Genomic DNA, 25,384 nt, shown 5'->3' on the forward strand with positions numbered 1-25,384 from the left:
GCCTGGAACACCGAAAGTACCGGGCCGTTGGATCGCACCAACGAGGGGACGACATGGATATCATGGGAATGATGGGCAAGGCCAAGCAGCTCCAGGCCAAGCTCGAGGCGCTGCAGGCCGAGATGGACACCATCGAGGTCGACGGCGCGGCCGGCGGCGGCCTGGTGACCTGCCGCGCCACCGCCAAGGGCGAGATGCGGGCGCTGTCGATCGACCCCAGCCTGCTCAAGCCCGAGGAAAAGGAAATCGTCGAGGATCTGGTGATGGCCGCGCTCGCCGATGCCCGCAAGAAGGGAGAGGCGGCGATGGCCGAGAAGATGTCGGCGCTGGCCGGCGGCCTGCCGCTGCCGCCCGGGCTCAAGCTGTTCTGAGCGATTTCGCTGCCAATCGTCGTCCCGGGCAAGCGGCGTCAGCCGCGCGACCCGGGACCGTTTGCAGATCAGAAGCCGTGCCTTGCTGACGGTTCCGGGTCTTGGCCGGATGCTGCGCATCCCGCCTCGCCCGGAACGACGAGGCTTCGGCGAAGCACTCTATAACGTTATCCCCCGATGCCCGCTGTCGCCGGTCCCGAGATCGAACGCCTGGTCCAGTTGCTGGCGCGCCTGCCCGGCCTCGGGCCGCGCTCGGCCCGGCGCGCGGTGCTGCACCTGATCAAGAAACGCGAGCAGCTGATGGCGCCGCTGGCCGCGGCGCTCGCCGACACGCTCGCCAAGGTCACGGTGTGCCGGGTGTGCGGCAACATCGACACCGTCGATCCCTGCTGCGTCTGTTCCGATCCGCGGCGCGACCCGACCACGCTGGTGGTGGTCGACGACGTCGCCGACCTGTGGGCGCTGGAGCGGGCGGCGGTGATCCAGGCGCGCTACCACGTGCTAGGCGGCACGCTGTCACCGCTCGACGGCGTCGGCCCCGACGACCTCAACCTCGCCGGCCTGGTCGGCCGCGTCACCACGGATGGGGTGCGCGAGGTGATCCTGGCGCTCGACGCCACCGTCGACGGCCAGACCACCGCCCACTACGTCACCGATCTGCTGCGGCCGACCGGAGCCAAGATCTCGCGCCTCGCCCACGGCGTCCCGGTCGGCGGCGAACTCGATTACCTCGACGAGGGCACGTTGGCCCAGGCGCTGCGCGCCCGCACGCCGTTCTGATCCTTCGCACCTTTGAGCAGATGCATCCGCCGCCCTCACCCTGAGGAGATCGCGAAGCGATCGTCTCGAGGGGCATGGGCGGCCAGTCTCATCCTTCGAGCCGCGGTCTTCGACCGCTCATCAGGATGAGGAGCAAGCGTCTGTTCGATGGGAAGAGGGATGACACGCGAATTAGAGCATTTTCCGCACAAGTGGGATCCGGTTGTGCGAAAGAAAATGCGAAATAACAAAGACCTAGAGCATCTGACCTGATGCAGTCAGGTCAGATGCTCTAGCGTCGCGCCTTGGCCCGTTCGATCTCGCCGAGCCCGGCAAAGTGGCCGCGCGCCTGCAACACCACGAGCAGCACCAGCCCCGGCAGCGCGGTGAGCGAGGAAATCGCGAAAAACAGCGGCCAGCCGGCGGTCTCCGCCACATAGCCGGCGCCGGCCGACAGGTAGGTCCGCCCCACCGCGGCCAGCGCGGTCAATAGCGCGTACTGGGTGGCGGTGTGCAGCGGGTTCACGCACAGCACCGAGAGGTAGGCGACGAAGATCACCGTGCCGATGGCGCCGGCGAAGTTCTCGGCAATGATGGCGGCGCTCAGCGCCAGGACGCTATTGCCGGCGTAGGCCAGCCAGACGAACACGAGGTTCGACACCATCTGCAGCAGCGCGCCGGTCCACAACGCCGCCGACAGCGGCACGGCGCGGGCGATGAAGCCGCCGGCAAAGCCGCCGAGCAAGGTGGCGGCGAGCCCGACCCCTTTGACGATGGCGGCGTATTCGTCGCGGGTGAAGCCGAGGTCGATGACGAACGGCGCCGTCATGGTGCCGGCGAAGGCGTCGCACAGCTTGAACAGCACCACGAACACCAGCACCGCAATCGCAAGATCGCGTGACAGGAATTCGGAGAACGCGCCGGCGGCGGCCCGCGCCACCCGCACCAGGGCGCTGCCGTCCGCCTCGCGGCTCGCCACGCCGGCGGAGCGGTCCGGCTCGGTGGCCAACAAGGTGGTGACGACACCGACCGCGACCAACACCGCCATCGCCAGATAGCCGGCCTGCCACGCCGCCAGCTTGTCGAAGCCGGTGCGTTCGAACCCGGTGACCAGGAACAGCGCGCCGGCGGTCGACACCAGCATGCCGATCCGGTAGGCGGCGACATAGCTCGCCATGCCGGCGGCCTGCTCGCGCTCGTCCAGGCTCTCGACGCGGAATGCATCGATCACAATGTCCTGGGTGGCGGAGGCGGTGGCGACCAGCAGCGCCGCGAACGCGACCGCCCACGGCGATGAGGCCGGGTCGCGGGTGGCGAGCACCACGATCGCCAGGAACAACAGAAGCTGGGAGAACACCAGCCAGCCGCGGCGGCGGCCGAGCAGGCGCGACAGCAGTGGCACGTGCAGCGCATCGACCACCGGCGCCCACAGGAACTTCACGGTGTAGGGCGTGCCGACCAGCGCGAACAGGCCGATGGTGCCGAGGTCGACACCGGCCTCGCGCATCCACACCAGCAGCGTCGAGCCCGACAGCGCCAGCGGCAGCCCGGAGGCGAAGCCAAGCAACAGCACGATGAGCACGCGCCGGCGCAGGTAAACGGCGAGCGTGTCCGACCAGGAGGCGCGGGGCGGGGTGGTGAGCATGTGAATTCGCAGGTTCTCCGCCGGCTGGCGGGTGGAGGGCGCCGCAGTCTGGCGATTCTCCCCCGCCGCGCAAAGGTTTTTGGCCCGATTGCGTCAACGCACGGGCGTGGGGCGGACAGGCGTCCGCCCGCTCAATTTCGGCGCCCGCTTCGTCCGCCGTTGCGCCGCGGGTTTCACACCGTCTCCCGCTCGGCGACCATCACCACCGTCAGCGCCGGCCCGGCACTGCGTTTGATGGTGTCGGCGACCGAGCCGTGCACCAGATTGGAGGGATCGCGGCGGTGGCGGGTGCCGAGCACCAGCGTCCGCGCCGGCAGCGCCCGCGCTATGGCGAGGATGGCGGCGGCGGTCTTGGCGGCGCTGGCACGCACCACCTCGCCCTGCGCCTCGACACCAGCCGCCGCCAGCCGCTCCAGTGCGCGGGCGACGATGGCGTCGGCCTCTTCAATGCTCGTGGCGTCGGCGGCATCGCCGTCGAGGATCTCCTCCTCGCACACGTGCACCACCGCGACCGTGCTGCCGCCCGTTCGGGCAAGCTCGATCGCCTGCTCCAGCACGCGCGCGTCGGCGGCGGTGCCGTCGACGGCGGCCAGCACGACAGGCGCCGAGGCGGGCGCCGATTCGGGCGCGGCCTCGGCCGCCTCCGGTGCGACGCCGAACCGGCCGAGCGTGCGACGCCGGGCGACGAGGAAGGCCGGGGCGATCAGGGTCGCCGCGGCCGCGGCGAGGAACGCAGCCTCGGTGCCGAATGTCGCCGCCAGCAGCGGCGCCGTGATCGGCGCCACCACGCCGGCCGACCAGCGCACGCAATTGTAGGCCGCCGAGGCCACCGGCCGCTGCACGGCCGACACCTCCAGCGCCATCTCGGTGAACACGGTGTTGGCAAGCCCCATCAGCGCCCCGCTCACCACCACGCCGGCGGCGATGCCGAGCGGGGAGGCAAAGCCCATCGCCGCCAGCACCACCGCGAACAGCACCAGGCAGACGCTGAGGAGGCCGATGGCGCTGAAGCGGGACTGCAGCCGCGGCGCCACCACCACCGAGAACACGGCGAGCAGCAGGCCCCAGCCGAAATAGATCAGCCCCACCGCATGCGCCGACATCTGCAGCACGAACGGCGCGAACGCCAGCACGGTGAAGAAGGCGTAATAATAGAACATCGCCCCGACCGCGGTGGTGAACAGGCCGGGGTCGCGCAGCGCCGCAACCGGCGCGCCGAGTGAGATTTTCTGCTTCGGCTTGGGCTGCTCGGGCAGAAACAGCGCGATGGCGACGAAGGCGACGCCCATCAGCGCGGCGGTGCCGAAGAACGGGTAGCGCCAGGACATTGCGCCGAGCGCGGCGCCGACCAGCGGGCCGGCGGAGAGGCCGAGCCCCATCGCCGCCTCATAGAGCAGGATCGCGGCCATGGTGCCGCCGCGCGAGGTGGCGACGATGACCGACAGCGCGGTGACGACGAAGAAGGCGTTGCCGAGGCCCCACCCGGCGCGATAGCCGACCAGCTGGGCAATCGAGGTCGAGGTGCCGGCCAGACCGGCGAACATCACGATCAGGGCTGCGCCGAGCAGAACGGTCTTGCGGCCGCCGAGCCGGCTCGACACCCAGCCGGTCACCAGCATCATCAGCGAGGTGACGAAGAAATAGCTGGTGAACAGCAGCGACACCTCAGCCGGCGACGCGCGCAGCCCCTCGGCGATCGAGGTCAGGATGGGGTCGACCAGGCCGATCGACATGAAGCCGACCACACAGGCGAACGCGGTGGCCCACACCGCTTTGGGCTGATCGCGAAAAATGGACATCGATCCGGCCGACATGCCGTGCTCCCGCAGAAATATGATTGTATGATACAGATGCTAGCGCGGACTCTATGGCAGAAACAAGATGTACGACACAGGAAACTATTCGGGCGACGCCGCGATTGAACCCTGCGCAGCCAATAGCGGGGGGCAGCGCCCGGGCAAGGCGCCCACCGGCATCCCGCCGTGAGCAGCGAATCGGGCCACCCCGGCTGGCCGCGCAAGCTGCCGCCTCATCGCCCGATTGCTGAAATTTCTGTTCTCGCACAAGGGTTTTCGAGGAGTATGGTGTTGCAGATCACGCCGTGATCTTCCGGAAACCGCATCACCCGGAGGACAACTCGATGGAGCAGGCCAAGCGCGAGGTGACCGAGCGGCTGGAACACGCGTTCGCGTTCCTGGTCCGGGCGCTGGAGGCGATCAACCGCAAGCGCGTCTATCCGTTGGAGCGGGCGCACTATCTGCTACTGCTGCAGCTGCGCGAAGGGCCGGCCAGCGTGTCGAGCCTTGCCGCCAGCCTGGCGCTCGACGATTCCACCGTGACGCGCCAGATCGCGGCGATGCAGCGCCTCGGGCTGGTGCGCAAGCTGGTGAACCCGACCGACGGCCGCAGCGCGCTGATCGAGCCCACCCCGCGGGGCGCCGCCGGTGCCGAGGCGATGCAGGCGGCGCGGCTGGAGCGGATCGAGGCGCTGTTCGCGGCATGGCCGGACGCCGATCGCGCCCAGCTCGCCACCCTGCTCGGCCGCCTCAACCGCCAGCTCGCCGCCACCCTCGCCGCGCTCGACGACAAGCCGTGCGGCCAGGATGGCAACGGTTAGAGCATCCTCCGCAAAAGCGACTGCCGGCTTTGCGAAAAAGAATGCGATAATTCAAAGGCTTAAAGCGGCCGCATGGTTCAATTGCATCGGCGGACGCTCGAGCTGGCGCCAGCGTCGCCGACGCTTTGTCAGCGCGCCGCGATCACCGCGATCTCGACCCGGTAGTCCGGCGTGACCAGCTTGGCCTCGACAGTGGCGCGCGCCGGGGTGTTGCCGGCGGCCACCCACGGCTCCCACGCCGCGTTCATCTCGGCGAAGGTGGCGATGTCGGCGAGATAGATGGTCGCCATCAGGATCTTGGTCTTGTCGGTGCCGGCGGCGGCGAGCAGGCGGTCGATCTGGCCGAGAATCTGGGCGGTCTGCTCGGTGACCGTCTTGCCCTTGGGGTCGTCGGCGACCTGGCCGGCGAGATAGACCGTCGAGCCGTGGGCCACGGCCTGGCTCATGCGCGGCCCCATTTCGATGCGGGTGATGCTCATCTGTTTCTCCTTGAAAGGATCACGGCTCGCCGTTCGGCGGATAGGCGTGGCTGCGGCCGGCGAGGTCGCGCACCTCGCCGCTGCCGTCCTCGGCGAGCGCGGCGAGATAGGCCGGCCCGACTGGCACCTTGCCAAAGCCGCCCGGCAGATCGAGCACGTAGGTCGGCTGGCACAGGCCGGAGGCGTCCGCGCGCAGCTTATGGACCAGCTCGCGCCCGGCCGCCAGGGGCAGGCGGAGGTGGGCGGTGCCGGGGGCGAGGTCGGGGTGGTGGAGGTAATAGGGCTTGATGCGCGTTTCGACGAAGCCGCGCATCAGCGCCGCCAGCACCGACGGATCGTCGTTGACGCCCTTGAGCAGCACGCTCTGCGACAGCATCGGGATGCCGGCATCGATCAGCCGGGCACAGGCCGCTCGCGTCGCCGGCCCGAGTTCGCGCGGATGGTTGGCGTGCAGCACCACCCAGCTTGCCGGAGTGGCGCTCGCCAATGCCCGCACCAACTCCGGCGTCAGCCGCTCCGGCGCCACCACCGGCACCCTGGTGTGCCAGCGCAGCACCTTGAGGTGGGCGATGGCCGACAGCCGCTGCACCAGCTCTGCGGCGCGGCGGGCCGACACCATGAACGGATCGCCGCCGGTGAACACCACCTCCCAGATCTCCGGGTGGCCGGCGATATAGCCCAGCGCCGCCTCCAGCTCATCAGGCGTCAGCGCACCGGCGCCGGGGCCGACCGTCTCGCGGCGAAAGCAGAACCGGCAATAGACCGGGCAGGCATTGATCAGCTTGACCAGAACCCGGTCGCGGTGGCGGTGGACGATGCCGGGCACCGGGCTGTGGGCGTCGTCGCCGATCGGGTCGGCGCGCGCGATCGGGTCGTCGTCGAGCTCGCGAAGGTCGGGCACGAACTGGCGGGCGATCGGGTCGGCCGGGTCGGCGGGATCGATCAGCGCCGCCACCGCCGAGGTGATCGAGACCGCATAGCGCGCGGCGACCGGCTCCAGCGCCGCCCGCCGCTCGGCCGGCACCAGCCCGGCGCCGATGAGGTCGCCGACCGAGGTGAGGGCTTTGGGGGCGGTGCTTCGGGCCGTCATCGGCGCTGCTTTGAGATCCTGGCTGAACGCTCCGGCTGTCGTCGCCCCGGGCAAGCGGCAACGCCGCGCGACCCGGGACCATCGGCAGGAAAGGCGCCCATTCTGGTCACGGTCCCGGCTCAAAGCGCGATGCTGCGCATCCCGCTTCGTCCGGGACGACGGGACGAACGAGTTCACAGCGTGCTCGTTTACCCGCTTTCCCCGCCGAACACATCTGCGACCGGTGCCCACAGCACATGCTCGATATGCGGGGCACCGGTCGCCAGCATCACCAGCCGGTCGAGGCCGAGCGCGATGCCGGCCGCCTCCGGCATCAGCGCTAGCGCGGCGAGGAAATCCTCGTCGATCGGCACCGCCGTGCCGTAGAGGCGCTGCTTTGCGGCCATGTCTGCGGTGAAGCGGCGGCGCTGCTCGGCGGGGTCGGTCAATTCGCCGAAGGCATTGGCGAGCTCGACGCCGCAGACATAGAGTTCGAAGCGCTCGGCGAGCCGGCCATCCTCGGGCTTCGGCCTGGCCAGCGCCGCTTCGGGAATAGGATAGTCGGTGAGGATGGTGGCGCGCTCGAAGCCGAGCCGGCGCTCGATCCTCTCCGCCATCACCCGCGTGAACACGTCCGACCAGCTGTCGTCCGCCGCCACCGCCACGCCGCGCGCCGCGGCCGCCGCGGCCAGCGCGTCGCGGTTGCCGCTCGTCCCGTCGAGGGTGGCGATGAGGTCGATACCGGCGTGGCGAGCGAACGCGGCGGCGACGGTCAGCCGCTCCGGCGGCGCAAACGGATCGGCGGTGGCGCCGCGCCAGCTGAAACGCACCACCCCGGCCGCCCGCGCCGCCGCCGCCAACAGCGCGGCGCAGTCGTCCATCAGCACGGTGTAGGGGACGTTGGCGCGGTACCATTCCAGCATGGTGAATTCGGGATGGTGCAGCGCGGTGCGCTCACGGTTGCGGAACACCCGCGCGAGGGTGAACAGCCGCGGCTCGCCGGCCGCCAACAGCTTCTTGCAGGCGAACTCCGGCGAGGTGTGAAGGTGAAGATCAGCCCGCCGGCCGTCCGTTGCTATGATCTCGGTCGAAAAGGCATGCAAGTGCAGCTCATTGCCCGGGGAAACCTGCAACGCCGGGGTCTCGACCTCGACGAAATCCTCATCTTTGAACCACGCCCGCAGCGCCGAGACGATGCGGCTGCGGGCGAGCAGGATCGGCCGGCGGTCGGCATAGCGCCGGGGATCCCACCATCGGGAAGGAGTGGACATTGCACGCGACCTCGGGCAGATGAAGCTCGGCCCCTACCATATCCAGCCGCGCTGCGCCGCTTTTCGGGCGCGCCGGCGCTCAGCCCGAGGGAATTCCTGTGAGAGTCATCGCCAGTTCCGTCCGCAAGGGCAACATTCTCGAAGTCGACGGCAGGCTCTACGCCGTGATTTCGGCCGAGAGCTTCTTTCCCGGCAAGGGCACGCCGACCACCCAGATCGACATGCGCCGGATCAGCGACGGGGTGAAGACCACCCAGCGCTACAAGACCACCGAACAGGTCGAGCGCGCGCACGTCGAGGACCGCCCCTATACCTTCCTTTACGAGGACGGCGACGGCTTCCACTTCATGAACAAGGAGAACTACGACCAGATCGCGGTCTCCAAGGACGTGCTCGGCGACCAGGCGGTCTATCTCCAGCCGGAGATGGAGTGCATGCTGTCGGTGTTCGAGGGCAACGCGGTGGCGATCGACCTGCCCCAGCGCGTGACGCTGGAGGTGGTCGAGACCCAGGCGGTGGTGAAGGGGCAGACCGCCTCCTCGTCGTACAAGCCCGCGCTGCTGTCCAACGGCGTCAAGACCCTGGTGCCGCCGCACATCGATGTCGGCACCCGCATCGTGGTGATGACCGCCGACGGCGCCTATTGCGAGCGCGCCAAGGACTGATCCGGCGTTCGGACGATCGTTCCGATCCCGAAAACACCCTCGCCGAAACCCCGTGTTCGACATCGGGTTTTCGGCGGGCGGCCAGCGGCATGGATTGCCTTCGCGCTCCCGAGCGGACCTTTCGGCAGCAGGCGAAAAGGGCGCCGATCGACACAGCCTTCAGTCGGCACCCCGATCATACGGTTTCCGGATGATCCCTTCGGGCTCCCGGAAACAAGCTCGCCGAAAACCCCTTTGCGAATAAGGGTTTTCCGGCGATCGGAATACGGTTCTCCGACCTGATCGGCCGGAAACCGTGTCACTAGTTGTAAACGAAGGCAATCCAGATGGCCGGAAGGCCAAGAATTGTGAAGTTGATCCAAAGATAAGGGTCGGTGATGCTCGGCGTGATCGACCCATCCTGGTTGACGTACGCCAAAGCAATCGTCGAGGTGAGGACCAGAGAGGCTGCTCCGATTGCAGATGCTTTCTTCATTTTGCAGACTCCATTTAATTAGAGTGATTCCCCCTGCGCCTCTTCACCAGAGCGTCTTTCCGCGCACGCTCTGCGAGGTGATACGTGTTCGCTCTCACCCGGATCATGCCAACGGATAACAGACGCGTGACTTGTTCTGCCTTGGCTTGGCTGGGTCGCGGGCCGGCCGAGCCGCCGGTCCGGGGCGCCACCCGATGTTCCGAGGGCTGAACTGACGCATCGCCGAGGGCCATGCCCCTGTCCGGATCGCCAGGCGGCGTGAGGCACAACCCGGCAGCCGCGCATCCGCACCCATCGCAGGCCGAACCACACGAAGAGGCCGGACCTAAAGGTCCAGCCTCCCTTGCGTCAGAGCCATGCCACGTGAGGAATCGCAGCCTGCCAGCGGTCCGCCGGCCTCGCCGCGCCTGACGTGTCATCTCACGAGCGCGCCACCTCTTGGGCACGACCTGCCATGCTCGCCGCCAAAGCGGGCGCTGCACTTCCGGTGGCGCACCAGGTGCGCAGCCCGCAGGGCTGCCCGCTTAAGTCTTTGAGTTTTCTAGGGTATTTACCGGCAAAAGAAATTTGGTGGAGCCAAGGGGAGTCGAACCCCTGACCTCTTGAATGCCATTCAAGCGCTCTCCCAACTGAGCTATGGCCCCACCGGGCATCGGCGCGGGTCCAGTCGGACCCATGGGAAGCAGTCGCCGATACGGGCGCGTCGTTCGGGATGTCCCGGCCGGCGCGGGTGACCTAAAACCACAAACCGGCGGCGAGCACAAGCGGCACCGCACCAATTTTCCCCACCAGAGCCAGCCGGACGCGGCAAGAGGACGCCGGTACCAGCGTTTCGCACCCGGCGGCCGGGTCACATGGCGGTGAGGACCGCGGCAATCGACCGCTTGCTGCTATAAATCCACTCCACGACGTCGGCATGACCACCGAATCGTCGACGCCGGCCCGCAGCCGGCCGCGTCGAGGGTGGCGCACCGCCGTTTCGCCGACGTGCCGGTGTTCTGCCGGCCGACACGCCTGGAGCCGCCGATGATCGAGGGACCCGCTCCCCGCCGCCCCGGCCCGGCGCTCCGCCGCTGGCGGCGGCTGCTGCCGGCCGCGGCCGTGGCGGCGGCGATGGTCGCGGCGCTGGCGCTCGGCGGTCACCGCTACCTGTCGCTCGCCGCGCTGGTCGACCACCACGCCGCGCTGGAGGCCCTGGTGGCCTCGCACCCGCTCACCGCCGCCGCGGTGTTCGTCGCCGGCTATGCCGCGGTCACCGCGCTGTCGCTGCCGGGGGCAGCGGTGATGACGCTGCTGGGCGGGCTGCTGTTTGGCTGGCTCGGCGGCACGCTGGCCTCGCTGGTCGCCGCCACCGCCGGCGCCACTGCGGTGTTTCTGATCGCCCGCACCTCGTTCGGCGACGATCTGGCGCGGCGGGCCGGCGGCACCCTGGCCCAACTCGCCGGCGGCTTCCAGCGCAACGCGCTGAGCTACCTTCTCTTCCTCCGGCTGGTGCCGGCGTTCCCGTTCTGGCTGGTCAACCTGGTGCCGGCGCTGCTCGGGGTCCGGCTGTCGACCTACGTGGTGGCGACGGCGATCGGCATCCTGCCGGCGACGCTGGTGTTCGCGCTGATCGGCTCCGGCCTCGGCGGCACGCTCAAGGCCGAGCGCGCCGCGGTCGCCGCCTGCGTGGCCCGCGGCGGCGCGCCGTGCGAGGTGACGCTGTCGGTCGGCGATTTTCTGACGCCCGGTTTTATCGCCGGCCTCACCGCGCTCAGCGTGCTGGCGCTGCTGCCGCTGCTGGTCAAACGCCTGCGCCGGCCGGCGGCGCCGGCGCAGCGCCCGACCTGACGGGGCACCATGGCGCAGCCTCTGACCCCCGATCTGTGCGTGATCGGCGCTGGCGCCGGCGGCCTCACGGTGGCGGCCGCGGCGGCGGCGTTGGGCGTGCCGGTGGTGGTGATCGAGCGCCATCGGATGGGCGGCGACTGTCTCAACACCGGCTGCGTGCCGTCCAAGGCGCTGCTGGCCGCCGCCAAGCGCGCCCACGCCATCCGCACCGCCAGCGCGTTCGGCATCGCCGCCGCCGAACCCGCGGTCGACTTCGCCGCGGTGATGGCGCAGGTCCGCGGCGTGCAGGCGGCGATCGCGCCGAACGATTCCGCCGAGCGCTTCACTGCGCTCGGCGTCACCGTGATCCGGGCGGAGGGCCGCTTCGTCGCGCCCGACCGCGTGGTCGCCGGCGATGCCGAGATCGCGGCGCGGCGGTTCGTGATCGCCACCGGCTCGGTGCCGGCGATCCCGGACATCGCGGGGCTGGCCGAGACGCCGTTTCTCACCACCGACACCGTGTGGGATGTCGCGGCGCTGCCGCGTCACCTCGCCATCGTCGGCGCCGGCCCGGTCGGCTGCGAGCTGGCGCAGGCGTTCCGCCGGCTGGGCGCGCGCGTCACGGTGCTCGACGGCGGCCGCCCGCTCGCCGGCGAGGACCCCGAGTGCAGCGCGGCGGTGGCCGCGGCACTGGCGCACGAGGGGGTGGAGCTGCGCACCGGCATCCGCATCGCCGGCGTCCGCCGCGACGGCGACGGCGTCGCCATCGACCTCGACGACGGCGCGCAACGCCATGGCGTTATCGCCTCGCACCTGTTGATCGCCGCCGGCCGGCGGCCGGCGGTGGACAGCCTCGGACTGGCGCAGGCAGGCATTGCGTCGTCATCGCGCGGCATCGCGGTCGACCGCGGCCTGCGCACCACCAACCGCCGGGTCTATGCCATCGGCGACGTCGGCGGCGGTGCCATGTTCACCCACCTCGCCGGCCATCAAGGCACGCTGGTGATAAGGAATGCGCTGTTCCGGCTGCCGGTGTCGTTCGATCCCGACCTGATCCCGCGCGTCACCTTCACCGACCCCGAGCTTGCCCATATCGGGCTCGGCGAGGCCGCCGCGCGCGCCCGTTGCCGCGACGTCCGGGTGGTGCGCTGGCCGGTGCGCGACAACGACCGCGCCCAGACCGAGCACGACACCGCAGGGTTCATCAAGGTGGTGACGACGCCGCGCGGCCGCATCCTCGGTGTCAGCATCGTCGGCGCCGGCGCCGGCGAGATAATCGCCACCTGGTCGTTTGCGTTGGCGAGGCGAAGCAACATTCGGGCTTTCACCAGCTTCGTCTTGCCCTATCCAACCGTTTCTGAAATTGGAAGGCGGGTAGCACTCGCCTTCTTCGCGCCGCGTTTGACCAGCCCACTGGTGAAACGTCTCATCGGGCTTCTGCGTTGGCTCGGGTGACAAGGGCCCTTTCACGCGCCGGCCACCATGACCCAAGCCAAGTTCGAACCCAGAGCAGACGCCGGGACCGACCCCGCAGCCAAACTCGGCACCCAGGCCACGCCGGACACGGCGGGCACCGCCTCGACCGGATTTCGCCGGACCGGCCTTGGCCTGTCGGGCCGCCTGCTTCTCCTCACCATCCTGTTCGTGATGGTGGCGGAAGTGGCGATCTTCGTTCCCTCCGTCGCCCATTACCGCCTGGTGTGGCTGGCCGACCGCCTCGCCGCCGCGCACACCGCCGCGCTGGTATGGGCCGCGGTGCCGGACGGCGCGATCCCGGCCAGCCTGACCCGCGATCTGCTGATCAGCGTCAACGCCCACGCGGTGGCGCTGAAGACCCCCGACACCCGACGGCTGCTCGCGATCGCGGACGAGGTGCCCAAGGTCGACGTCAACGTCGACACCCGCGACGTGCCGCCGTGGATCGCCATCGCCGACGCCTTCGACACGCTCACCACCGAGAACAACCGCATCCTGCGCGTGGTCGGCCCGACGCCGATCCCCGACAGCTTCATCGAGATCGTGATCGACGAGCGTCCGCTGCGGCTGGCGATGCTGATCTACGCCCGCAACATTCTTCTGCTGTCGCTGGCGATCTCCGGAATGACGGCGGCGCTGGTCTACGCCGCCCTGCTCAGCCTGATCGTGCGGCCGATCCATCGCCTCGCCGCCAACATGACGGCGTTCCGCGCCCACCCCGAGGACGTCAGCCGCGTCATCGTGCCATCGGCCCGCACCGACGAGATCGGCCTTGCCGAGCACGAGCTCGGCGCCATGCAGCGTGAGCTGCAGAGCACGCTGCAGTCCAAGAGCCGGCTGGCGGCGCTCGGGCTCGCGGTGTCGAAGATCAACCACGACCTGCGCAACATGATGACCTCGGCGCACCTGTTGTCCGACCGGCTGTCGGCGATCGACAGCCCGGAGGTGCAGCGTTTCACGCCGATGCTGATCCGCGCGCTCGACCGCGCTATCGGCTTTGCGGAGTCGACCCTCACCTACGGCGCCGCGCAGGAGAAGCCGCCGAACCGCCAGAAGGTGGCGATGGCGCCGATGGCGGAGGAGGTGCGCGAGACGGTGGGGCTGCTGCCAGGCAGCGCGATCGGCTGGGTGACGGCAATCGAGCGCGACCTCGAAGTCGACGCCGATCCCGATCACCTGCTGCGCATCCTGGTCAATCTCGCGCGCAACGCCGTGCAGGCGCTGGAGCAGCGTGCGCCCAACGATCCCGCCCGCGATCAGGTGCGGCTGGCGGCGCGGCGCGAGGGCGCGGTGGTGTCGATCGAGGTTTCCGACACCGGGCCCGGCGTACCGCCCATGGCGCGCGCGCACCTGTTTGAGGCGTTCCAGGGCTCGACCCGGCGCGGCGGTGCCGGCCTTGGTCTTGCGATCGCCGCCGAACTGGTGCGCGCGCACGGCGGCGACATTCACCTCGTCGACGGCACGCTCGGCGCAACGTTCCGCATCACCATTCCCGACCGTGCCGTCGATCTGAGTGCTGAACGCCGACACCGCGCACGCGCCTGAAATCCGCGGCTCGGCAAAGAATTTTAGCCGTTGACGATCGAATTTGAGCTGTTGCCCTTGACGGGTGGCTTGACTTGTCGAAAGGCTTCGACACTGCGTCGAATCGCGCGCTAAGCCTAGCAGGGAGGATGTGATCGTGCCGGGCTACAGCTTCGAAATCATCAAAGACCGCAAGGGCGAGTTCCGCGTCCGCTTTAAGGCGCGCAACGGCGAGACTCTATTCCAGAGCGAAGGCTATACCGCGAAAGCGTCGGCCATGAACGCCATCAAGTCGTTTCTCAAGAACGGCCCTGGCGCGGCGATCGTGGATTCGACCAAGGTGACCAAGGAAGCGCTCGCCAAGGCCGCCAAGGCCAAAGCCAGCAGGGCCGCCAAGGCCGAAAGGCCGGCGAAGACGACCAAAGCCGCCAAGACCACCAAAGCCCCGAAGACGACCAAGGCGGCGAAGACGACCAAGGCGGCCAAAACCACCAAGGTCGCCAAGCCAACGAAGGTCGCCAAGGACACCCGCGCGGCAAAGACGACCAAGGAAAAGCCGGCCAAGGTGACCAAAACCACCAAGGCCGCGAAAGTGGCCAAGGCGCCGAAGGCACCTCGCACCACCAAGGCCGCCAAGGCCGCGCCGGCCAAGGAGGCGAAGCCGACCAAGCCGCGCGTGAAGGCGCCACGCAAGCCGAGGCTCGTGGCCATTCCGGAGGCCGCGCCGGCGCCGGAGCCGACGTCGGTTTCGAGCGAAGCCGCGAACTGATACGGCGTCCGGCGATCGGGCCGGAAGCCATACGCCGCGCCGGATCGAACGGATCGAGACCGGACGGACGGTGACGAGTGCGCAACGCCTCGTCACCGTCCGGATACTTGCGGACGATGCCCGGCGCACGGCGCATGCCATCACGCGCCGCGATCTTCCCGAAGCCTTATCAGCGCACGACCTCGATTCGGGTATTGGACCGGCCGGCATCGCCGACCAACTCGAACAGCCTCCGGGCATTGGCGGGGTGCAGCCGCACGCAGCCGTGCGAGGCGCGGCTGCCGAGCCGTCCGATCTCGGTGGTGCCGTGGATGGCGTAATTCCCTGTGAAGAAGATCGAGTGGGGCATCGGGGCGCCGCGATAGAGCGTCGAGCGATGCCAGCGCACCATCGCATTCGGACGGTAGCTGCCGAGCGGCGTCACCATGCCGCGGCGGGCGGTCGAGACCGGCCAGATGTAGCGCACGCCGCCGCCCCGAACCGTCATGCGCTGCTGGCCGAGCTCGATGCGCACCACCACCGGCTCTGCCGCCGCCTTCAGCGGGCCAGCCGCACCGGCTATGAGGATGATGGCGACCATCGCCGCCACGCGGAACGCATTGACCACCGCACTCTCCCGCTCATCGCTGTTTGATTTTCTTCGCCCGCCGCCGGCTGTACAGTTCGACGTGCACTTCGCCACCTCCGACAGCAGGGCCAACCATGCCGGCTCGTCTGGTTTTCGTTCTCGCGCTTGCGGCGGTGCTCGGCGGTTCGGCCGGCGCCCAGACGCCGGGAACGCTGGCGCCGGCGCCACTGCCGCCGCTCGCCGATCCCGACGATCCCAAGCTCGCAGCGAAGGAACTGTTCGGCCGCGCGCTCGTTCCCTCGCCGGCGCCGCCGCGTGCAATCGGCGGCTTCGCCCGCGGCTGTCTCGCCGGCGCCGCTGCCCTGCCAGCCGACGGCACGACGTGGCAGGTGATGCGGCCGTCGCGCAATCGCAGCTTTGGCCATCCGCGGCTGATCGCGTTCATCGAGCGGCTGGCGCAGACCGTGCCGGCGGCGGTCGGCTGGCCGGGGCTGCTGATCGGCGATCTGTCGCAACCGCGCGGCGGGCCGATGCTGACCGGGCACGGCAGCCACCAGATCGGGCTCGACGCCGACATCTGGCTGACGCCGATGCCGGCGCACACGCTGTCGCGCGAGGATCGCGAGACGATGAGCGCCACCAATGTGGTGGCGGCCGATTGGAACGACGTCGACCCCGCGGTGTGGACGGCGCGCCACCGCGCCTTCATCCGCCTTGCCGCCCTCCAGCCGGAGGTCTCGCGCGTCTTCGCCAATCCGGCGATCAAGAAGGCGCTGTGCCGGGAGGCCGGCGCCGACCGCGCCTGGCTGGCGAAGGTGCGGCCGTGGCGGGGCCACAACTATCATGTCCACATCCGGCTCAGCTGCCCGCCCGGCGCCGCCGACTGCAAGGATCAAGGTCATGTGCCCGCCGGCGACGGCTGCGGTGCCGACCTCGCCTGGTGGTTCAGCGCGGCGGCGCGCAAGCCCAAGCCGCCGGCGCCGCCGTCGCCGCCCTTGACGTTGCAGGATTTGCCGCCGGCCTGCCGAGACATGCTCGCGGCAAAATGACACGCTTCGCCATCCACTGATCTTTTCGTGATCGATGCCCTGCAGAGGAGGACGCCCGACAGCCGTGATTCATCCAACGGCGGTGGACCGAATTGTCGCCGCAACTCCCTGCTTTTAATTTTTTGACGTCTGCTTTGTCCGTTGTAGCTTTTAAAGGACGTCAAATTGGCAGGCGAAAGGACGGGGACGCGATGTTTGCAAAGCCCCATGTCATTCGCTTCGGATCGGTTGCTCTGGTGGCGCCGGATGCGGAAGCGCCCATTACCCAGCGAAATGGTGGAGCGTGCGCGGACCCGTCGGCGCCATTGCTGCAGATCGCCGACCTGTTGAAAGCCTCCACCGATGTCAGTGTCGTCGTGCTGTCGCTGCCCGGCGGCGACGCGCTCTGCCGTTCGGTGCCCGCGAACTGGCACAACGTGCTGGCGACCTGGTCCGCGCTGCGGATCACCACCATCGCCGCGCTTGGCGGCACGCTGGCCGCCACCGACGTCGCGCTCGCCGCGGTGCTGGATTTTCGCATCGCCGCCCGCAACACGGTGCTGACCGCCTATTGCTGCGGCGCGACCCCGCGCTGCCTGCATCCGCGGCTGGCCGAGACCTGCAGCCAGATCCGCAGCTTCGAGCTGTCGCCGCATCACCCGATCCGCGCCCCGGAGGCGTTGATGGCGGGTCTGGTCGACACCATCGTCGCGCCCGGCCAGACGGTGAACGAAGCTCTCAAATGGGGCCAGCGCATCGCCGGCCGGCCCGATACCATGCGGATCATGGCCAAGCTCGCCATCCGCGGCCGCGGCCACCTCGCCAGCGCGGCGGCGGAGGCATTGGTCGACTGCCCGATCGCGACGCAGGACCAGAAGACCGGGACCTGACCCTGACCTAGCGGCATTCGATCGATCGGAATTACCGCCCTTGGCAGCGGCGCTCGCCTTGGTTAAGCCCTTCTCGGTGGGCTCATCCGGGCGCCACCCGACTCGCCCCCGCGTGATGCGGCAACGCCGTGATGATCGTGTCCCGAGGCCTTCGTCGTCCGTCCCGTCGCGAGGCGCTGATCGGCGCCACCGCGGCGCTGTCGCTTTCGATGGTGCGCACCGGACGCGCCGAGGCGCGGCCGCTGGCGGTGCTGGCCGCCACCAGCCTCAAGCCGACCCTGGACGAGATCGCCGGCCTGCACGCCGACGCTACCGGCACCGCCGCGACGGTGAGCTACGGGGCATCGGACGCCTTGGTGCAGCAGCTCGCGGATGGCGCGCCTGCCGACCTGCTGATTTCCGACGCTCACGCGGCAATGGACCGCGCCATCCGCAACCAACTGATTCGCGCCGACACCCGCCGCCGCATCGTCGGCAACCGTCTGGTGCTGGTGGCGCAGAAGACCTCCAGCCTGATCGAGGTGCTGCTCGGTCCCGGCACGCGGCTGTCGGCACTGGTGCAGGACGGCCGCATCGCCATCGGCGAGGCGGAGATGCAGCCGGGCGGTGCGGCGCGCGCCGCACTCGAAAGCCTCTCGCTGTGGGCGGACGCCGAGCCCCGCATCGTCACCGTCGCCGGCTCGCGCCTTGCCGCAGCGATGGTCGGCCGCGGCGAGGCCACGCTCGCGGTGGTGTTCGCCAGCGACGCGCGGCTTGAGCCGACGCTCAAGGTGGTCGGCGTCTTTCCGGACCTCAGCCACCCACCGATCGTCTACGAGGCCGGCGCCACCCCCTCCGCCGGCGCCGCCGCGCTGGCTCTGCTCGATTTCCTCCAGGCCCCCGCCGCCCAGGCGGCGTTCGAGAAATCGGGCTTCATTCTCGCGCATTGATTCGGTTTGCGGAGACCGGCTCGGAACCGAGCGGGAACGTGATCGCAACATCGCCACGACCGACGCCGCCCCACCCGCCCGAGCATTCGCGCCGTCATGCTCATCCGATCCGCGGAGGAGCGACGAGTTCCTGCTGGCGTCCGATCCGGTGCTCGAGGCCTTTGCGCTATCGCATTCTCTTTCGCAAAATCGGTATCCACTTTTGCGGAGAATGCTCTAGATCTGCGGCGCCGGCAGGCCGGCCTGCATCGAGGCGGCCTTCAGCGTATTGGCGAGCAGGCACGCCACCGTCATCAGCCCGACCCCGCCCGGCACCGGGGTGATGGCGGAGGCGATTTCGGCCGCCTCGGCAAAGGCGACGTCGCCGATCAGCCTGGTCTTGCCCTCGCCCGCCGGCACGCGGTTGATACCGACGTCGATGACGATGGCGCCCGGCTTCACCCAATCGCCGCGAAGCATCTCCGGGCGGCCGACCGCCGCCACCAGGATGTCGGCGCGCCGGCACACCGCCGGCAGGTCGCGCGTCCTGGAATGGGCGATGGTGACGGTGCAATTCTCCGCCAGCAGCAGCTGCGCCACCGGCTTGCCGACCAGGTTGGAGCGGCCGACCACCACCGCCTCGAGCCCGGCGAGCTGAGGCCGCACCGTCTTCAGCATATGCAGGCAGCCGAGCGGGGTGCACGGCACCAGGGCGGCAAGCCCGGAGGCAAGCCGGCCCGAGTTCATCGGGTGCAGGCCGTCGACGTCCTTGTCGGGCGAGATGGCCTGGATCACCGCCTGCGAATCGATGTGCGCCGGCACCGGCAGCTGCACCAGGATGCCGTGGACGGTGGGATCGGCATTGAGGCGGGCGATCAGCGCCAGCAGTTCGGCCTCGGAGGTGTGCTCGGGCAGCTTGTGCTCAAACGAGCGCAGGCCGGCCTCGATGGTCGCCTTGCCCTTGTTGCGGACATAGACCGTGCTGGCCGGGTCCTCGCCGACCAGCACCACGGCGAGGCCGGGCACGAGGCCGTGGTCGCGGGCAAGCCGCGCCGCCTCGGCCGCGACCTTGGCTTTGACCGCCGCCGAGATGGGCTTTCCGTCGATCAGGGTGGCACTCATGCCGTCTCCGTCGCTTTCCTGAGCATTTCGGCGAGGGCCGCCGGATCGCCCGCCACATGCAATGTCTTGACCCGGCTGGTCGCGCCGGCGACCAGCTCGACGTCGCGCTTTGGCACCTTCAAGGCCGCCGCCACCAACGCCACCAACGCGGCGTTGGCCGCGCCGGATTCCGGAACGGCCCGCACCCGGGCGGCAACGACGCGGCGCCCATCGGACAGCTCCGCCACGCCGTCGAGCGCATCGCGCCCGCCGCGCGGTGTCAGCCGAACCGCGATGGCGAGCCCGCCGCCGATGGGGCGCCAAGCGGGGTCGCCGGCCACGGTCAGGAGAAGATCTCGAACACGATATTGCGGACGAAGAACAGCCCGATGATCAGCACCACCGGCGAGATGTCGAGCCCGCCGAGATTGGGCAGGAAGCGCCGAATCGGCGCCAGCACCGGCTCGGTGAGCCGCCACAGCGCCTCGCCGACCTGGGCAACCACCTGATTGCGCGGATTGACCACGTTGAAGGCGACCAGCCACGACAGCACGGCCGAGGCGATCAGAATCCAGACATAAAGCGTGATGATGGTGTCGAACAGCCAGAGTATCGAATGCATGGCAGCGCCCCCGGTACCTCGTTCCTCGGGGAAGACTTATAGGGGGGCCGCCTCGCTCGCAAGCCTGTGCCCAACCTGGTAGTGTCTCAGTTTGAAATCCCGCGCCGTTGACGCACCTGTCGCCACCGCGACCGCAGCCCTATATGCTTAGCGGGAAGCATGGAGAAAAATATGCCTGACAACACCAAAATTTGGTTCGCTGTCTATAACCCGCCAGACGCGAACCTGCCGTTCCTCGCCGTCATGGTGGGCTTGGATGGCAACATTGTCGCCGTCCCATACGATACCGCAGCAGAGGCCGAAGCTCACAATTTGCATCATGGGGCAGAACTGCAACGTCGCTTAAATGAGGGCGGCTGATGCCACGCGGTCCCAAAGGCGAGAAGCGCCCCGCCGACGTCATCGGCAACGCGGTCCACGTCATGCGGATTGCGAGCGCGACGACGAAAATTCAAACTGAGACACTGCCCCCAACCTTGTGACCCCCGCCTGCGCAAATGCCATTGACTTCGGGGGGGCGAGCCACCTAAAACCCGCCGCGTGGCGGGGCCGTAGCTCAGTTGGGAGAGCGCTGCAATCGCACTGCAGAGGTCAGGGGTTCGAATCCCCTCGGCTCCACCAGCCCGCCACTATTCCCCTGACGTTTGGACGCCCGACGTTCCACCGCTCCGGCACGACGTCGAGCTTGCGGCCGAGCCGCGGCAGCCGCATGGCTTGTTGTCCATTCCGGCGGATGCCGCAGCCTGGCGGTATCCTGCGGCAGCGACCGCGCGATGCTCGCCGCCGACGCCCGCTCTTTGCTTGCGTCCCGCCGCAGCCGATCCTATCGATTCGCCATGACCCGATCGTCCGGCACCGACCCAGGACTCGGCGAGCGCCTCAAGGTGCTGCGCACCGAGCTCGGCGTCAGCCTCGACGACCTCGCCGCGCGCTCCGGCCTCGGCGCCGACGAGATCGCCAAGATCGAGAGCGGCGAGAGGTTCCCGGTCGGCAGCATCGTGCTGCGGCTGTGCTCGACGCTGGGCGTCACCCTCCCCGAATTGCTGCGCTCGCCCCACCGCTGCACCTCGCGGCTCAACCGCCGCGCCGACCAGCTCCATTGGAGCCGGCCGGACAGCATGGCGACCTGCCGAAAGCTGACGCCGGACGGCACCGGCGCGCTGTCGGACCTGCTCGAATTCGAGTTTCCGCCGGGCGTCGCCTACGACTATCAGGACCCGCCGCCGCTGGTGGGGATCGACCGCCAAGTGTTCGTGATCGACGGCACGCTCGACCTCACCATCATCGAGGCGGGGCAGGCCACCGCCTACCAGATGACCGCCGGCGACTGCATCCACTTGGCGCCCGGCGCGCGCTACCTGTTCAGGAACGATTCCGGGGCGATGATCCGCTGCCTGTCGGTGGTGACCCGGGCCTGATTGTGCACCCGGCGCGCCCATCCGCCCCGGCGGCGCCGGATCACCGATGGGCGGTTTTTTAAGTTTCGGCACGTTCCGCTCGCCCCCCGCATTCGAGCACCGGGTTTCGGCGAGGTTTCCGGTTGATAGGCTCGGGGCTTTGCGAGCGGTCGGACCTTCGCCGATTGGACGCACCCCCGCCCACCCTCCCCCGCTGAAGCGGAGGAGGGACAACAGCCGGAAACGTCGCGCTTATCTTTCCCGCCCCGAATTTCGGGGAGGGTGGCCGCAAAGCGGCCGGGTGGGGTCGTCTCGGTCGGGCCAAAGCGCGGATGTGTTGCTCAGACTCCGAAGGGATCACCCGCAAACCGCCTGAAACCGCCCGTTCCCGCGCACGTCGTGCGACGCCCGGCGCGGTCGGCCGGGCTCGGCCTCAATCGACGACGTCCATTTCCTCCAGCGCCATCAGCGACTCCGGCAGCACCTGGCCACCGTCGATCACCAGGCCCTGGCCGGTGATGTAGGCGGCCTCGTCGCTGGCGAAGAACAGCGCGGCGTTGGCAATGTCGGCGACCGAGCCCAGCTTCTTCATCGGGATCGAGCCCTCCATCTTGGCGATGTAGTCGGCGCCGAGGCCGTCGAGCCCCTCGGTGCGGATATTGCCCGGCATCACCGCGTTGATGGTGATGCCGTAGGGCGCCAGCTCGATGGCGGCGGTGCGCACGAAGCCGAGCTGGCCGGCCTTGGAGGCGCCGTAGTGCGCCCAGCCGGGATAGCCGGTGATCGGGCCGGTGATCGAGGAGGTGACGACGATGCGGCCGGTCTTCGCCGCCTTCATCGCCGGCAGCACCGCCTTGATCGACAGGAAGGTGCCCTTGAGGTTGGTGTCGATGACCTGATCGAACTCCGCCGCCGTCATGCGGTCGAGCTTGGCGGCGGGGAAGATGCCAGCATTGGCCGCCAACACGTCGATGCGGCCCCAGCGCGCCAGCGCCGCCTTGACCATCGCCTCGCACGCCGTCTCGCTGGCAACGTCGGCGGCGAACGGCACCGCGGTGGGGCCGAGCGCCGTCGCGGCGGCCTCGGCGGCGGCGGCGGATCTGCCGACCACCAGCACGTTGAGGCCGGCGGCGACGAAGCGCGCGGACAGGCCGCGGCCGATGCCTTTACTACCTCCGGTGACGATGGCGACGCGGCCGGCGAGCGACTGAAGCATACGGTTCTCCTGGGTCGGTGGCGGCCGCGGACGCAGCCGGCGTGGTCAAACACCCGCGCTGGGCGCGCGATTTGTGCCTAATTTTCAGGCACGCCTATGAAACAAACAATGGGGCACCAAAAAGATGTTGTAAAGCCCACAGTCGTCCGCGTAAGCTCCAACCTACTTCAACATGAAGTCCAACATTCCTGGTCGATCGATCGCCGCCCGGGCCACCTGGACGGCGCCGTGCGGAACCCCGATCCGCCCCGATCGTACCATCCGGATCGAAGGCGTCGAGGAGAAGATACACCATGAAGTTGACACGACGTTCGGCCCTGAAGGGCATCTCGGCCGGCCTCATGGCCGCGGCCGGCACCGTCTCCGGCATCGGCTCCGCTTTCGCCGCACGCGAGAAGGAGCTCAACATCCTGTGCTGGGAGGGCTACAACTCGGCCCAGGTGCTCGACCCCTACCGCAAGGCGAAGTCGGCGACGGTGAAGGCGGAAAGCCTCACCAACGATCCCACCATGATCAACCGCCTGCGCGCCGGCGAGATCGGGGTGTGGGACCTGATCAACGTCAACAATCCGTGGGCGCGAAAAATCATGTTCCCGGAGAAGCTGATCCGGGCGCTGCCGCGCGACAAGTTCGAGCCCTACTTCGACAACATGCTGCCGATGTTCAAGCCGCCCTACAAGTGGGCGATGAGCGACGACGGCACCGAGTTGCTCGGCTCCTGCCAGCGGTTCGGACCCTACTGCTTCGTGGTCAACACCAAGAAGATCTCGCGCTCCACCGCCGAGACCACCGGCTGGGACCTGTTCAACGATCCGGCCCTGGCCGGAAAATACGGCATCCTCGAATCGGACGATTGGAACGTGTTCGGCATCTTCGTGGTGGCGGGCATCGATCCCTTCAAGATCCACACCGAAGAGGAGATGACCAAGTTCGAGGAGACCGCCAAGCGGATCTTCAAGGGCGCCAAGCTGATCGGCGACATCGCGGCGATGAACCAGGCGCTGGTGTCTGGCGAGATCGACCTGCACTTCACCGGTGGCACCTATTCGGTGTCCCCGGCCCGCGCCGACGGCAACCCGCATCTGCGCGGCATCACCCCGAAGTCGGGCCCGATGGCTGGCGGCAAGGGCGGCATCGCCTGGATCGAGGTGACCTCGCTGGTCAACAATCCGAGCCTGTCGCCGATCGCCGTCGACTTCCTGGAATACGTGCAGAAGCCGGAGGTGGCGCACAAGGTCGCCTTCGCCGAGGGCACCTTCAATCCGGTCGCGCAGATGGGCAACCCGAAGTGCTTCGAGCTGTTCAAGAAGGACGAACTCGACGCCATCCAGTGGGACAGCCTCGAAGAGGAAATGGCCGGCTCGGTCGAATACGACATCGTGCCGGACTACGACCGCGCGCTCGACATCATGAACGCGGCCAAACGCCTGCGCGGCTGATTTGAACCGAGGAGTGCCGTCGCGGCACTCCTCCCCCGCCCCACCGATCGTCCGTCGATCAGACCGCGTCAGCGGCCTGGCAGGTGTTTTATTGTCTTTCGAGAGGACCCATGTCCGCGGTTGATTCCCCCACCAAGCCCATCCTGCAGCTGGTCGGCGTCCGCAAAACCTTCGGCGATTTCACCGCGGTCGACCGCATCGATCTCGACGTGCGGGAGGGCGAGTTCCTCACCATCGTCGGCCCGTCCGGCTCGGGCAAGACCACACTGCTGCGTATGCTGGCCGGCCTCGACCGCCCGACCGAGGGCTGGATCACGCTCAATGGCGAGAACCTCAACGACGTGCCGCCCAACCGGCGCCCGACCTGCCTGGTGTTCCAGTCGCTGGCGCTGTTCCCGCACAAGAGCGTGGGCGAGAACATCGAGTTTCCGCTCAAGGTGAAAGGTGTTTCGCGCGCCGAGCGCAAGCGCCGCGCGCTCGAGCTGATGGGCGTGGTGCGGCTGCCGGAAGCCTACTACGGCAAGAACGTGATGAAGTGCTCCGGCGGCGAAAAGCAGCGCGTCGCCATCGCCCGCGCGCTGGCCTACGACCCCGCCGTGCTGTTCTTCGACGAGCCGCTGTCGGCGATCGACTACAAGCTCAAGAAGGTGCTGGAGAAGGAGTTGAAGGATCTCCACAAGGAGACCGGCAAGACTTTCATCTACATCACCCATTCGCTGGAAGAGGCGATGGTGATGAGCGACCGCATCGGCGTGATGCGCGCAGGCCGGCTGGTGCAGGTCGGCACCCCAGAGCAGATCTACGCCCACCCGGTCGACCGCTTCGTTTCCGAGTTCGTCGGCGAGGTCAACGTGTTCAACGTCGAGCGCGATGCGCCCGGCACCGCCTGGCACGGCGTCGACACGCCGGGCACGTTCAAGGTGACCGAGCCGCCGCTGCTGGAGGTCGAGGATCCTGCGCCGCCGGTCGCCGCGGCGACCACAGGCGAAGGCGAGGAGGCGCCCCCGCCGCCGAAGCCCAAGCGCATGATCGTCCAGAATGCCGTGCAGCTGGTGGTGCGTCCGGAATACATGCGCTTCGTCACCGAGGGCGAGCGCGTCGACAACCGGCTGCAGGGCACCGTCTACAACGAGTATTCGCTCGGCTCGCGCGTGCAGTATCAGGTGCGCTGCGGCAAGCGGGTGATCCTGGTCGAGCTGCCGCGCTCCAAGGCGCCGCCGGCCTCGGTCGACCGCACCGTCACCGTCGGCTGGGACGCCGCCGATGCCATCGTGGTGAGGGCATGA

The 25,384-nt window shown here is 68.7% G+C and carries 26 protein-coding genes and 2 tRNA genes; 16 read left to right on the plus strand and 12 right to left on the minus strand.

The features are described from left to right. The first annotated feature begins 53 nt into the window (after positions 1-53). Both BVIR_RS14455 and recR read left to right on the plus strand, forming a co-directional pair. Positions 54-371, plus strand: a complete 318-nt coding sequence (locus BVIR_RS14455) for a YbaB/EbfC family nucleoid-associated protein (RefSeq protein ID WP_055038282.1) — start codon at positions 54-56, stop codon at positions 369-371. A gap of 177 nt (positions 372-548) precedes the next feature. Continuing rightward, a complete protein-coding gene (gene recR / locus BVIR_RS14460) occupies positions 549-1,151 on the plus strand; it encodes a recombination mediator RecR (RefSeq protein WP_055038283.1) in 603 nt (200 codons plus the stop codon). A 271-nt stretch (positions 1,152-1,422) separates the two neighbouring features. Here recR and BVIR_RS14465 read toward each other — a convergent pair whose 3' ends face one another. Continuing rightward, positions 1,423-2,775, minus strand: a complete 1,353-nt coding sequence (locus tag BVIR_RS14465) for an AmpG family muropeptide MFS transporter (RefSeq protein ID WP_055038284.1) — start codon at positions 2,773-2,775, stop codon at positions 1,423-1,425. A 173-nt stretch (positions 2,776-2,948) separates the two neighbouring features. Beyond that, complete coding sequence (locus tag BVIR_RS14470; RefSeq protein WP_236823618.1) at positions 2,949-4,574, minus strand: MFS transporter; 1,626 nt, start codon at positions 4,572-4,574, stop codon at positions 2,949-2,951. 302 nt (positions 4,575-4,876) lie between these two features. On the opposite strand from BVIR_RS14470, the gene BVIR_RS14475 reads away from it, so the two are divergent. Further along, on the plus strand, positions 4,877-5,392 hold the full coding sequence (locus tag BVIR_RS14475) for a MarR family winged helix-turn-helix transcriptional regulator (protein ID WP_145911946.1): 516 nt from the start codon (positions 4,877-4,879) through the stop codon (positions 5,390-5,392). Positions 5,393-5,520: 128 nt separating this feature from the next. On the opposite strand, the gene BVIR_RS14480 is transcribed toward BVIR_RS14475, so the two are convergent. From BVIR_RS14480 to epmA, 3 genes are all read right to left on the minus strand, one after another. Further along, on the minus strand, positions 5,521-5,871 hold the full coding sequence (locus tag BVIR_RS14480) for a RidA family protein (RefSeq protein WP_055038286.1): 351 nt from the start codon (positions 5,869-5,871) through the stop codon (positions 5,521-5,523). Between the two features lie 19 nt (positions 5,872-5,890). Further along, positions 5,891-6,961, minus strand: a complete 1,071-nt coding sequence (locus BVIR_RS14485) for a lysine-2,3-aminomutase-like protein (RefSeq protein WP_055038287.1) — start codon at positions 6,959-6,961, stop codon at positions 5,891-5,893. Between the two features lie 188 nt (positions 6,962-7,149). Next, on the minus strand, positions 7,150-8,211 hold the full coding sequence (epmA, locus tag BVIR_RS14490) for an EF-P lysine aminoacylase EpmA (protein WP_055038288.1): 1,062 nt from the start codon (positions 8,209-8,211) through the stop codon (positions 7,150-7,152). Positions 8,212-8,309: 98 nt separating this feature from the next. Between epmA and efp the strand changes: the two genes are divergently transcribed. After that, complete coding sequence (efp, locus tag BVIR_RS14495; protein WP_055038289.1) at positions 8,310-8,876, plus strand: elongation factor P; 567 nt, start codon at positions 8,310-8,312, stop codon at positions 8,874-8,876. A 301-nt stretch (positions 8,877-9,177) separates the two neighbouring features. Here efp and BVIR_RS16975 read toward each other — a convergent pair whose 3' ends face one another. Together BVIR_RS16975 and BVIR_RS14500 are read right to left on the minus strand one after the other, a co-directional pair. Continuing rightward, the gene (locus tag BVIR_RS16975) at positions 9,178-9,351 is read right to left on the minus strand and encodes a hypothetical protein (protein ID WP_156331045.1); all 174 of its coding nucleotides are present in this window, start codon (positions 9,349-9,351) and stop codon (positions 9,178-9,180) included. 568 nt (positions 9,352-9,919) lie between these two features. Further along, positions 9,920-9,995, minus strand: a tRNA-Ala gene (locus BVIR_RS14500). Positions 9,996-10,377: 382 nt separating this feature from the next. Here BVIR_RS14500 and BVIR_RS14505 point away from each other — a divergent pair. The 4 genes from BVIR_RS14505 to BVIR_RS17430 all read left to right on the plus strand — a co-directional run bounded on the left by BVIR_RS14505 (position 10,378) and on the right by BVIR_RS17430 (position 14,929). Then, the gene (locus BVIR_RS14505; RefSeq protein WP_055038927.1) at positions 10,378-11,181 is read left to right on the plus strand and encodes a TVP38/TMEM64 family protein; all 804 of its coding nucleotides are present in this window, start codon (positions 10,378-10,380) and stop codon (positions 11,179-11,181) included. Between the two features lie 9 nt (positions 11,182-11,190). Beyond that, positions 11,191-12,615 (plus strand): dihydrolipoyl dehydrogenase family protein, encoded by a 1,425-nt coding sequence (locus tag BVIR_RS14510; protein WP_055038290.1) that lies wholly within the window; start codon positions 11,191-11,193, stop codon positions 12,613-12,615. A gap of 192 nt (positions 12,616-12,807) precedes the next feature. Then, complete coding sequence (locus BVIR_RS14515; RefSeq protein ID WP_055038928.1) at positions 12,808-14,181, plus strand: sensor histidine kinase; 1,374 nt, start codon at positions 12,808-12,810, stop codon at positions 14,179-14,181. Between the two features lie 136 nt (positions 14,182-14,317). After that, on the plus strand, positions 14,318-14,929 hold the full coding sequence (locus BVIR_RS17430) for a YegP family protein (protein ID WP_179944854.1): 612 nt from the start codon (positions 14,318-14,320) through the stop codon (positions 14,927-14,929). Between the two features lie 169 nt (positions 14,930-15,098). On the opposite strand, the gene BVIR_RS14525 is transcribed toward BVIR_RS17430, so the two are convergent. Continuing rightward, on the minus strand, positions 15,099-15,536 hold the full coding sequence (locus tag BVIR_RS14525; protein ID WP_236823619.1) for a L,D-transpeptidase: 438 nt from the start codon (positions 15,534-15,536) through the stop codon (positions 15,099-15,101). A gap of 95 nt (positions 15,537-15,631) precedes the next feature. Between BVIR_RS14525 and mepA the strand changes: the two genes are divergently transcribed. From mepA to modA, 3 genes are all read left to right on the plus strand, one after another. Beyond that, positions 15,632-16,546, plus strand: coding sequence for a penicillin-insensitive murein endopeptidase (mepA, locus tag BVIR_RS14530; protein ID WP_055038291.1), 915 nt, complete (start codon positions 15,632-15,634; stop codon positions 16,544-16,546). 305 nt (positions 16,547-16,851) lie between these two features. Continuing rightward, complete coding sequence (locus tag BVIR_RS14535) at positions 16,852-17,415, plus strand: enoyl-CoA hydratase-related protein (protein ID WP_055038292.1); 564 nt, start codon at positions 16,852-16,854, stop codon at positions 17,413-17,415. Positions 17,416-17,546: 131 nt separating this feature from the next. Then, positions 17,547-18,344, plus strand: a complete 798-nt coding sequence (gene modA, locus BVIR_RS14540; protein ID WP_055038293.1) for a molybdate ABC transporter substrate-binding protein — start codon at positions 17,547-17,549, stop codon at positions 18,342-18,344. Between the two features lie 216 nt (positions 18,345-18,560). On the opposite strand, the gene folD is transcribed toward modA, so the two are convergent. The 3 genes from folD to BVIR_RS14555 are packed head-to-tail and all read right to left on the minus strand — an operon-like array spanning position 18,561 to position 20,046. Continuing rightward, entirely contained in the window at positions 18,561-19,445 is an 885-nt protein-coding gene (gene folD / locus BVIR_RS14545; protein ID WP_055038294.1) for a bifunctional methylenetetrahydrofolate dehydrogenase/methenyltetrahydrofolate cyclohydrolase FolD, read from the minus strand. Beyond that, positions 19,442-19,765: a DUF167 family protein gene (locus BVIR_RS14550; RefSeq protein WP_082417191.1), complete on the minus strand. Its 324-nt coding sequence runs from the start codon at positions 19,763-19,765 to the stop codon at positions 19,442-19,444. The genes folD and BVIR_RS14550 overlap by 4 nt, the downstream gene beginning before the upstream one ends. A gap of 2 nt (positions 19,766-19,767) precedes the next feature. Then, the gene (locus BVIR_RS14555) at positions 19,768-20,046 is read right to left on the minus strand and encodes a YggT family protein (protein WP_055038295.1); all 279 of its coding nucleotides are present in this window, start codon (positions 20,044-20,046) and stop codon (positions 19,768-19,770) included. 171 nt (positions 20,047-20,217) lie between these two features. On the opposite strand from BVIR_RS14555, the gene BVIR_RS16980 reads away from it, so the two are divergent. The 3 genes from BVIR_RS16980 to BVIR_RS14565 all read left to right on the plus strand — a co-directional run bounded on the left by BVIR_RS16980 (position 20,218) and on the right by BVIR_RS14565 (position 21,464). After that, positions 20,218-20,406, plus strand: coding sequence for a hypothetical protein (locus BVIR_RS16980; protein WP_145911944.1), 189 nt, complete (start codon positions 20,218-20,220; stop codon positions 20,404-20,406). 185 nt (positions 20,407-20,591) lie between these two features. Then, positions 20,592-20,667, plus strand: a tRNA-Ala gene (locus tag BVIR_RS14560). Between the two features lie 215 nt (positions 20,668-20,882). After that, positions 20,883-21,464 (plus strand): XRE family transcriptional regulator, encoded by a 582-nt coding sequence (locus BVIR_RS14565; protein ID WP_060832957.1) that lies wholly within the window; start codon positions 20,883-20,885, stop codon positions 21,462-21,464. A gap of 412 nt (positions 21,465-21,876) precedes the next feature. On the opposite strand, the gene fabG is transcribed toward BVIR_RS14565, so the two are convergent. Beyond that, complete coding sequence (gene fabG / locus BVIR_RS14570) at positions 21,877-22,659, minus strand: 3-oxoacyl-ACP reductase FabG (RefSeq protein ID WP_055038297.1); 783 nt, start codon at positions 22,657-22,659, stop codon at positions 21,877-21,879. Between the two features lie 293 nt (positions 22,660-22,952). Here fabG and BVIR_RS14575 point away from each other — a divergent pair, with 293 nt between their 5' ends. Further along, positions 22,953-24,098 (plus strand): ABC transporter substrate-binding protein, encoded by a 1,146-nt coding sequence (locus BVIR_RS14575; RefSeq protein WP_055038298.1) that lies wholly within the window; start codon positions 22,953-22,955, stop codon positions 24,096-24,098. Between the two features lie 110 nt (positions 24,099-24,208). Further along, complete coding sequence (locus tag BVIR_RS14580) at positions 24,209-25,384, plus strand: ABC transporter ATP-binding protein (protein WP_055038299.1); 1,176 nt, start codon at positions 24,209-24,211, stop codon at positions 25,382-25,384.

Origin of the sequence: Blastochloris viridis, assembly GCF_001402875.1 — a bacterium.
GTDB classification, from domain to species: domain Bacteria; phylum Pseudomonadota; class Alphaproteobacteria; order Rhizobiales; family Xanthobacteraceae; genus Blastochloris; species Blastochloris viridis.

Bases quoted from the DNA above. Each gene is read 5' to 3' on its own strand.
- BVIR_RS14455 (WP_055038282.1), top strand. From the start codon at position 54: ATGGATATCATGGGAATGATGGGCAAGGCCAAGCAGCTCCAGGCCAAG.
- recR (WP_055038283.1), top strand. From the start codon at position 549: ATGCCCGCTGTCGCCGGTCCCGAGATCGAACGCCTGGTCCAGTTGCTG.
- BVIR_RS14465 (WP_055038284.1), bottom strand. From the start codon at position 2,775: ATGCTCACCACCCCGCCCCGCGCCTCCTGGTCGGACACGCTCGCCGTT.
- BVIR_RS14470 (WP_236823618.1), bottom strand. From the start codon at position 4,574: ATGTCCATTTTTCGCGATCAGCCCAAAGCGGTGTGGGCCACCGCGTTC.
- BVIR_RS14480 (WP_055038286.1), bottom strand. From the start codon at position 5,871: ATGAGCATCACCCGCATCGAAATGGGGCCGCGCATGAGCCAGGCCGTG.
- BVIR_RS14485 (WP_055038287.1), bottom strand. From the start codon at position 6,961: ATGACGGCCCGAAGCACCGCCCCCAAAGCCCTCACCTCGGTCGGCGAC.
- epmA (WP_055038288.1), bottom strand. From the start codon at position 8,211: ATGTCCACTCCTTCCCGATGGTGGGATCCCCGGCGCTATGCCGACCGC.
- BVIR_RS16975 (WP_156331045.1), bottom strand. From the start codon at position 9,351: ATGAAGAAAGCATCTGCAATCGGAGCAGCCTCTCTGGTCCTCACCTCG.
- BVIR_RS14505 (WP_055038927.1), top strand. From the start codon at position 10,378: ATGATCGAGGGACCCGCTCCCCGCCGCCCCGGCCCGGCGCTCCGCCGC.
- BVIR_RS14510 (WP_055038290.1), top strand. From the start codon at position 11,191: ATGGCGCAGCCTCTGACCCCCGATCTGTGCGTGATCGGCGCTGGCGCC.
- BVIR_RS14515 (WP_055038928.1), top strand. From the start codon at position 12,808: ATGGTGGCGGAAGTGGCGATCTTCGTTCCCTCCGTCGCCCATTACCGC.
- mepA (WP_055038291.1), top strand. From the start codon at position 15,632: ATGCCGGCTCGTCTGGTTTTCGTTCTCGCGCTTGCGGCGGTGCTCGGC.
- modA (WP_055038293.1), top strand. From the start codon at position 17,547: ATGATCGTGTCCCGAGGCCTTCGTCGTCCGTCCCGTCGCGAGGCGCTG.
- folD (WP_055038294.1), bottom strand. From the start codon at position 19,445: ATGAGTGCCACCCTGATCGACGGAAAGCCCATCTCGGCGGCGGTCAAA.
- BVIR_RS14555 (WP_055038295.1), bottom strand. From the start codon at position 20,046: ATGCATTCGATACTCTGGCTGTTCGACACCATCATCACGCTTTATGTC.
- BVIR_RS16980 (WP_145911944.1), top strand. From the start codon at position 20,218: ATGCCTGACAACACCAAAATTTGGTTCGCTGTCTATAACCCGCCAGAC.
- BVIR_RS14565 (WP_060832957.1), top strand. From the start codon at position 20,883: ATGACCCGATCGTCCGGCACCGACCCAGGACTCGGCGAGCGCCTCAAG.
- fabG (WP_055038297.1), bottom strand. From the start codon at position 22,659: ATGCTTCAGTCGCTCGCCGGCCGCGTCGCCATCGTCACCGGAGGTAGT.
- BVIR_RS14575 (WP_055038298.1), top strand. From the start codon at position 22,953: ATGAAGTTGACACGACGTTCGGCCCTGAAGGGCATCTCGGCCGGCCTC.
- BVIR_RS14580 (WP_055038299.1), top strand. From the start codon at position 24,209: ATGTCCGCGGTTGATTCCCCCACCAAGCCCATCCTGCAGCTGGTCGGC.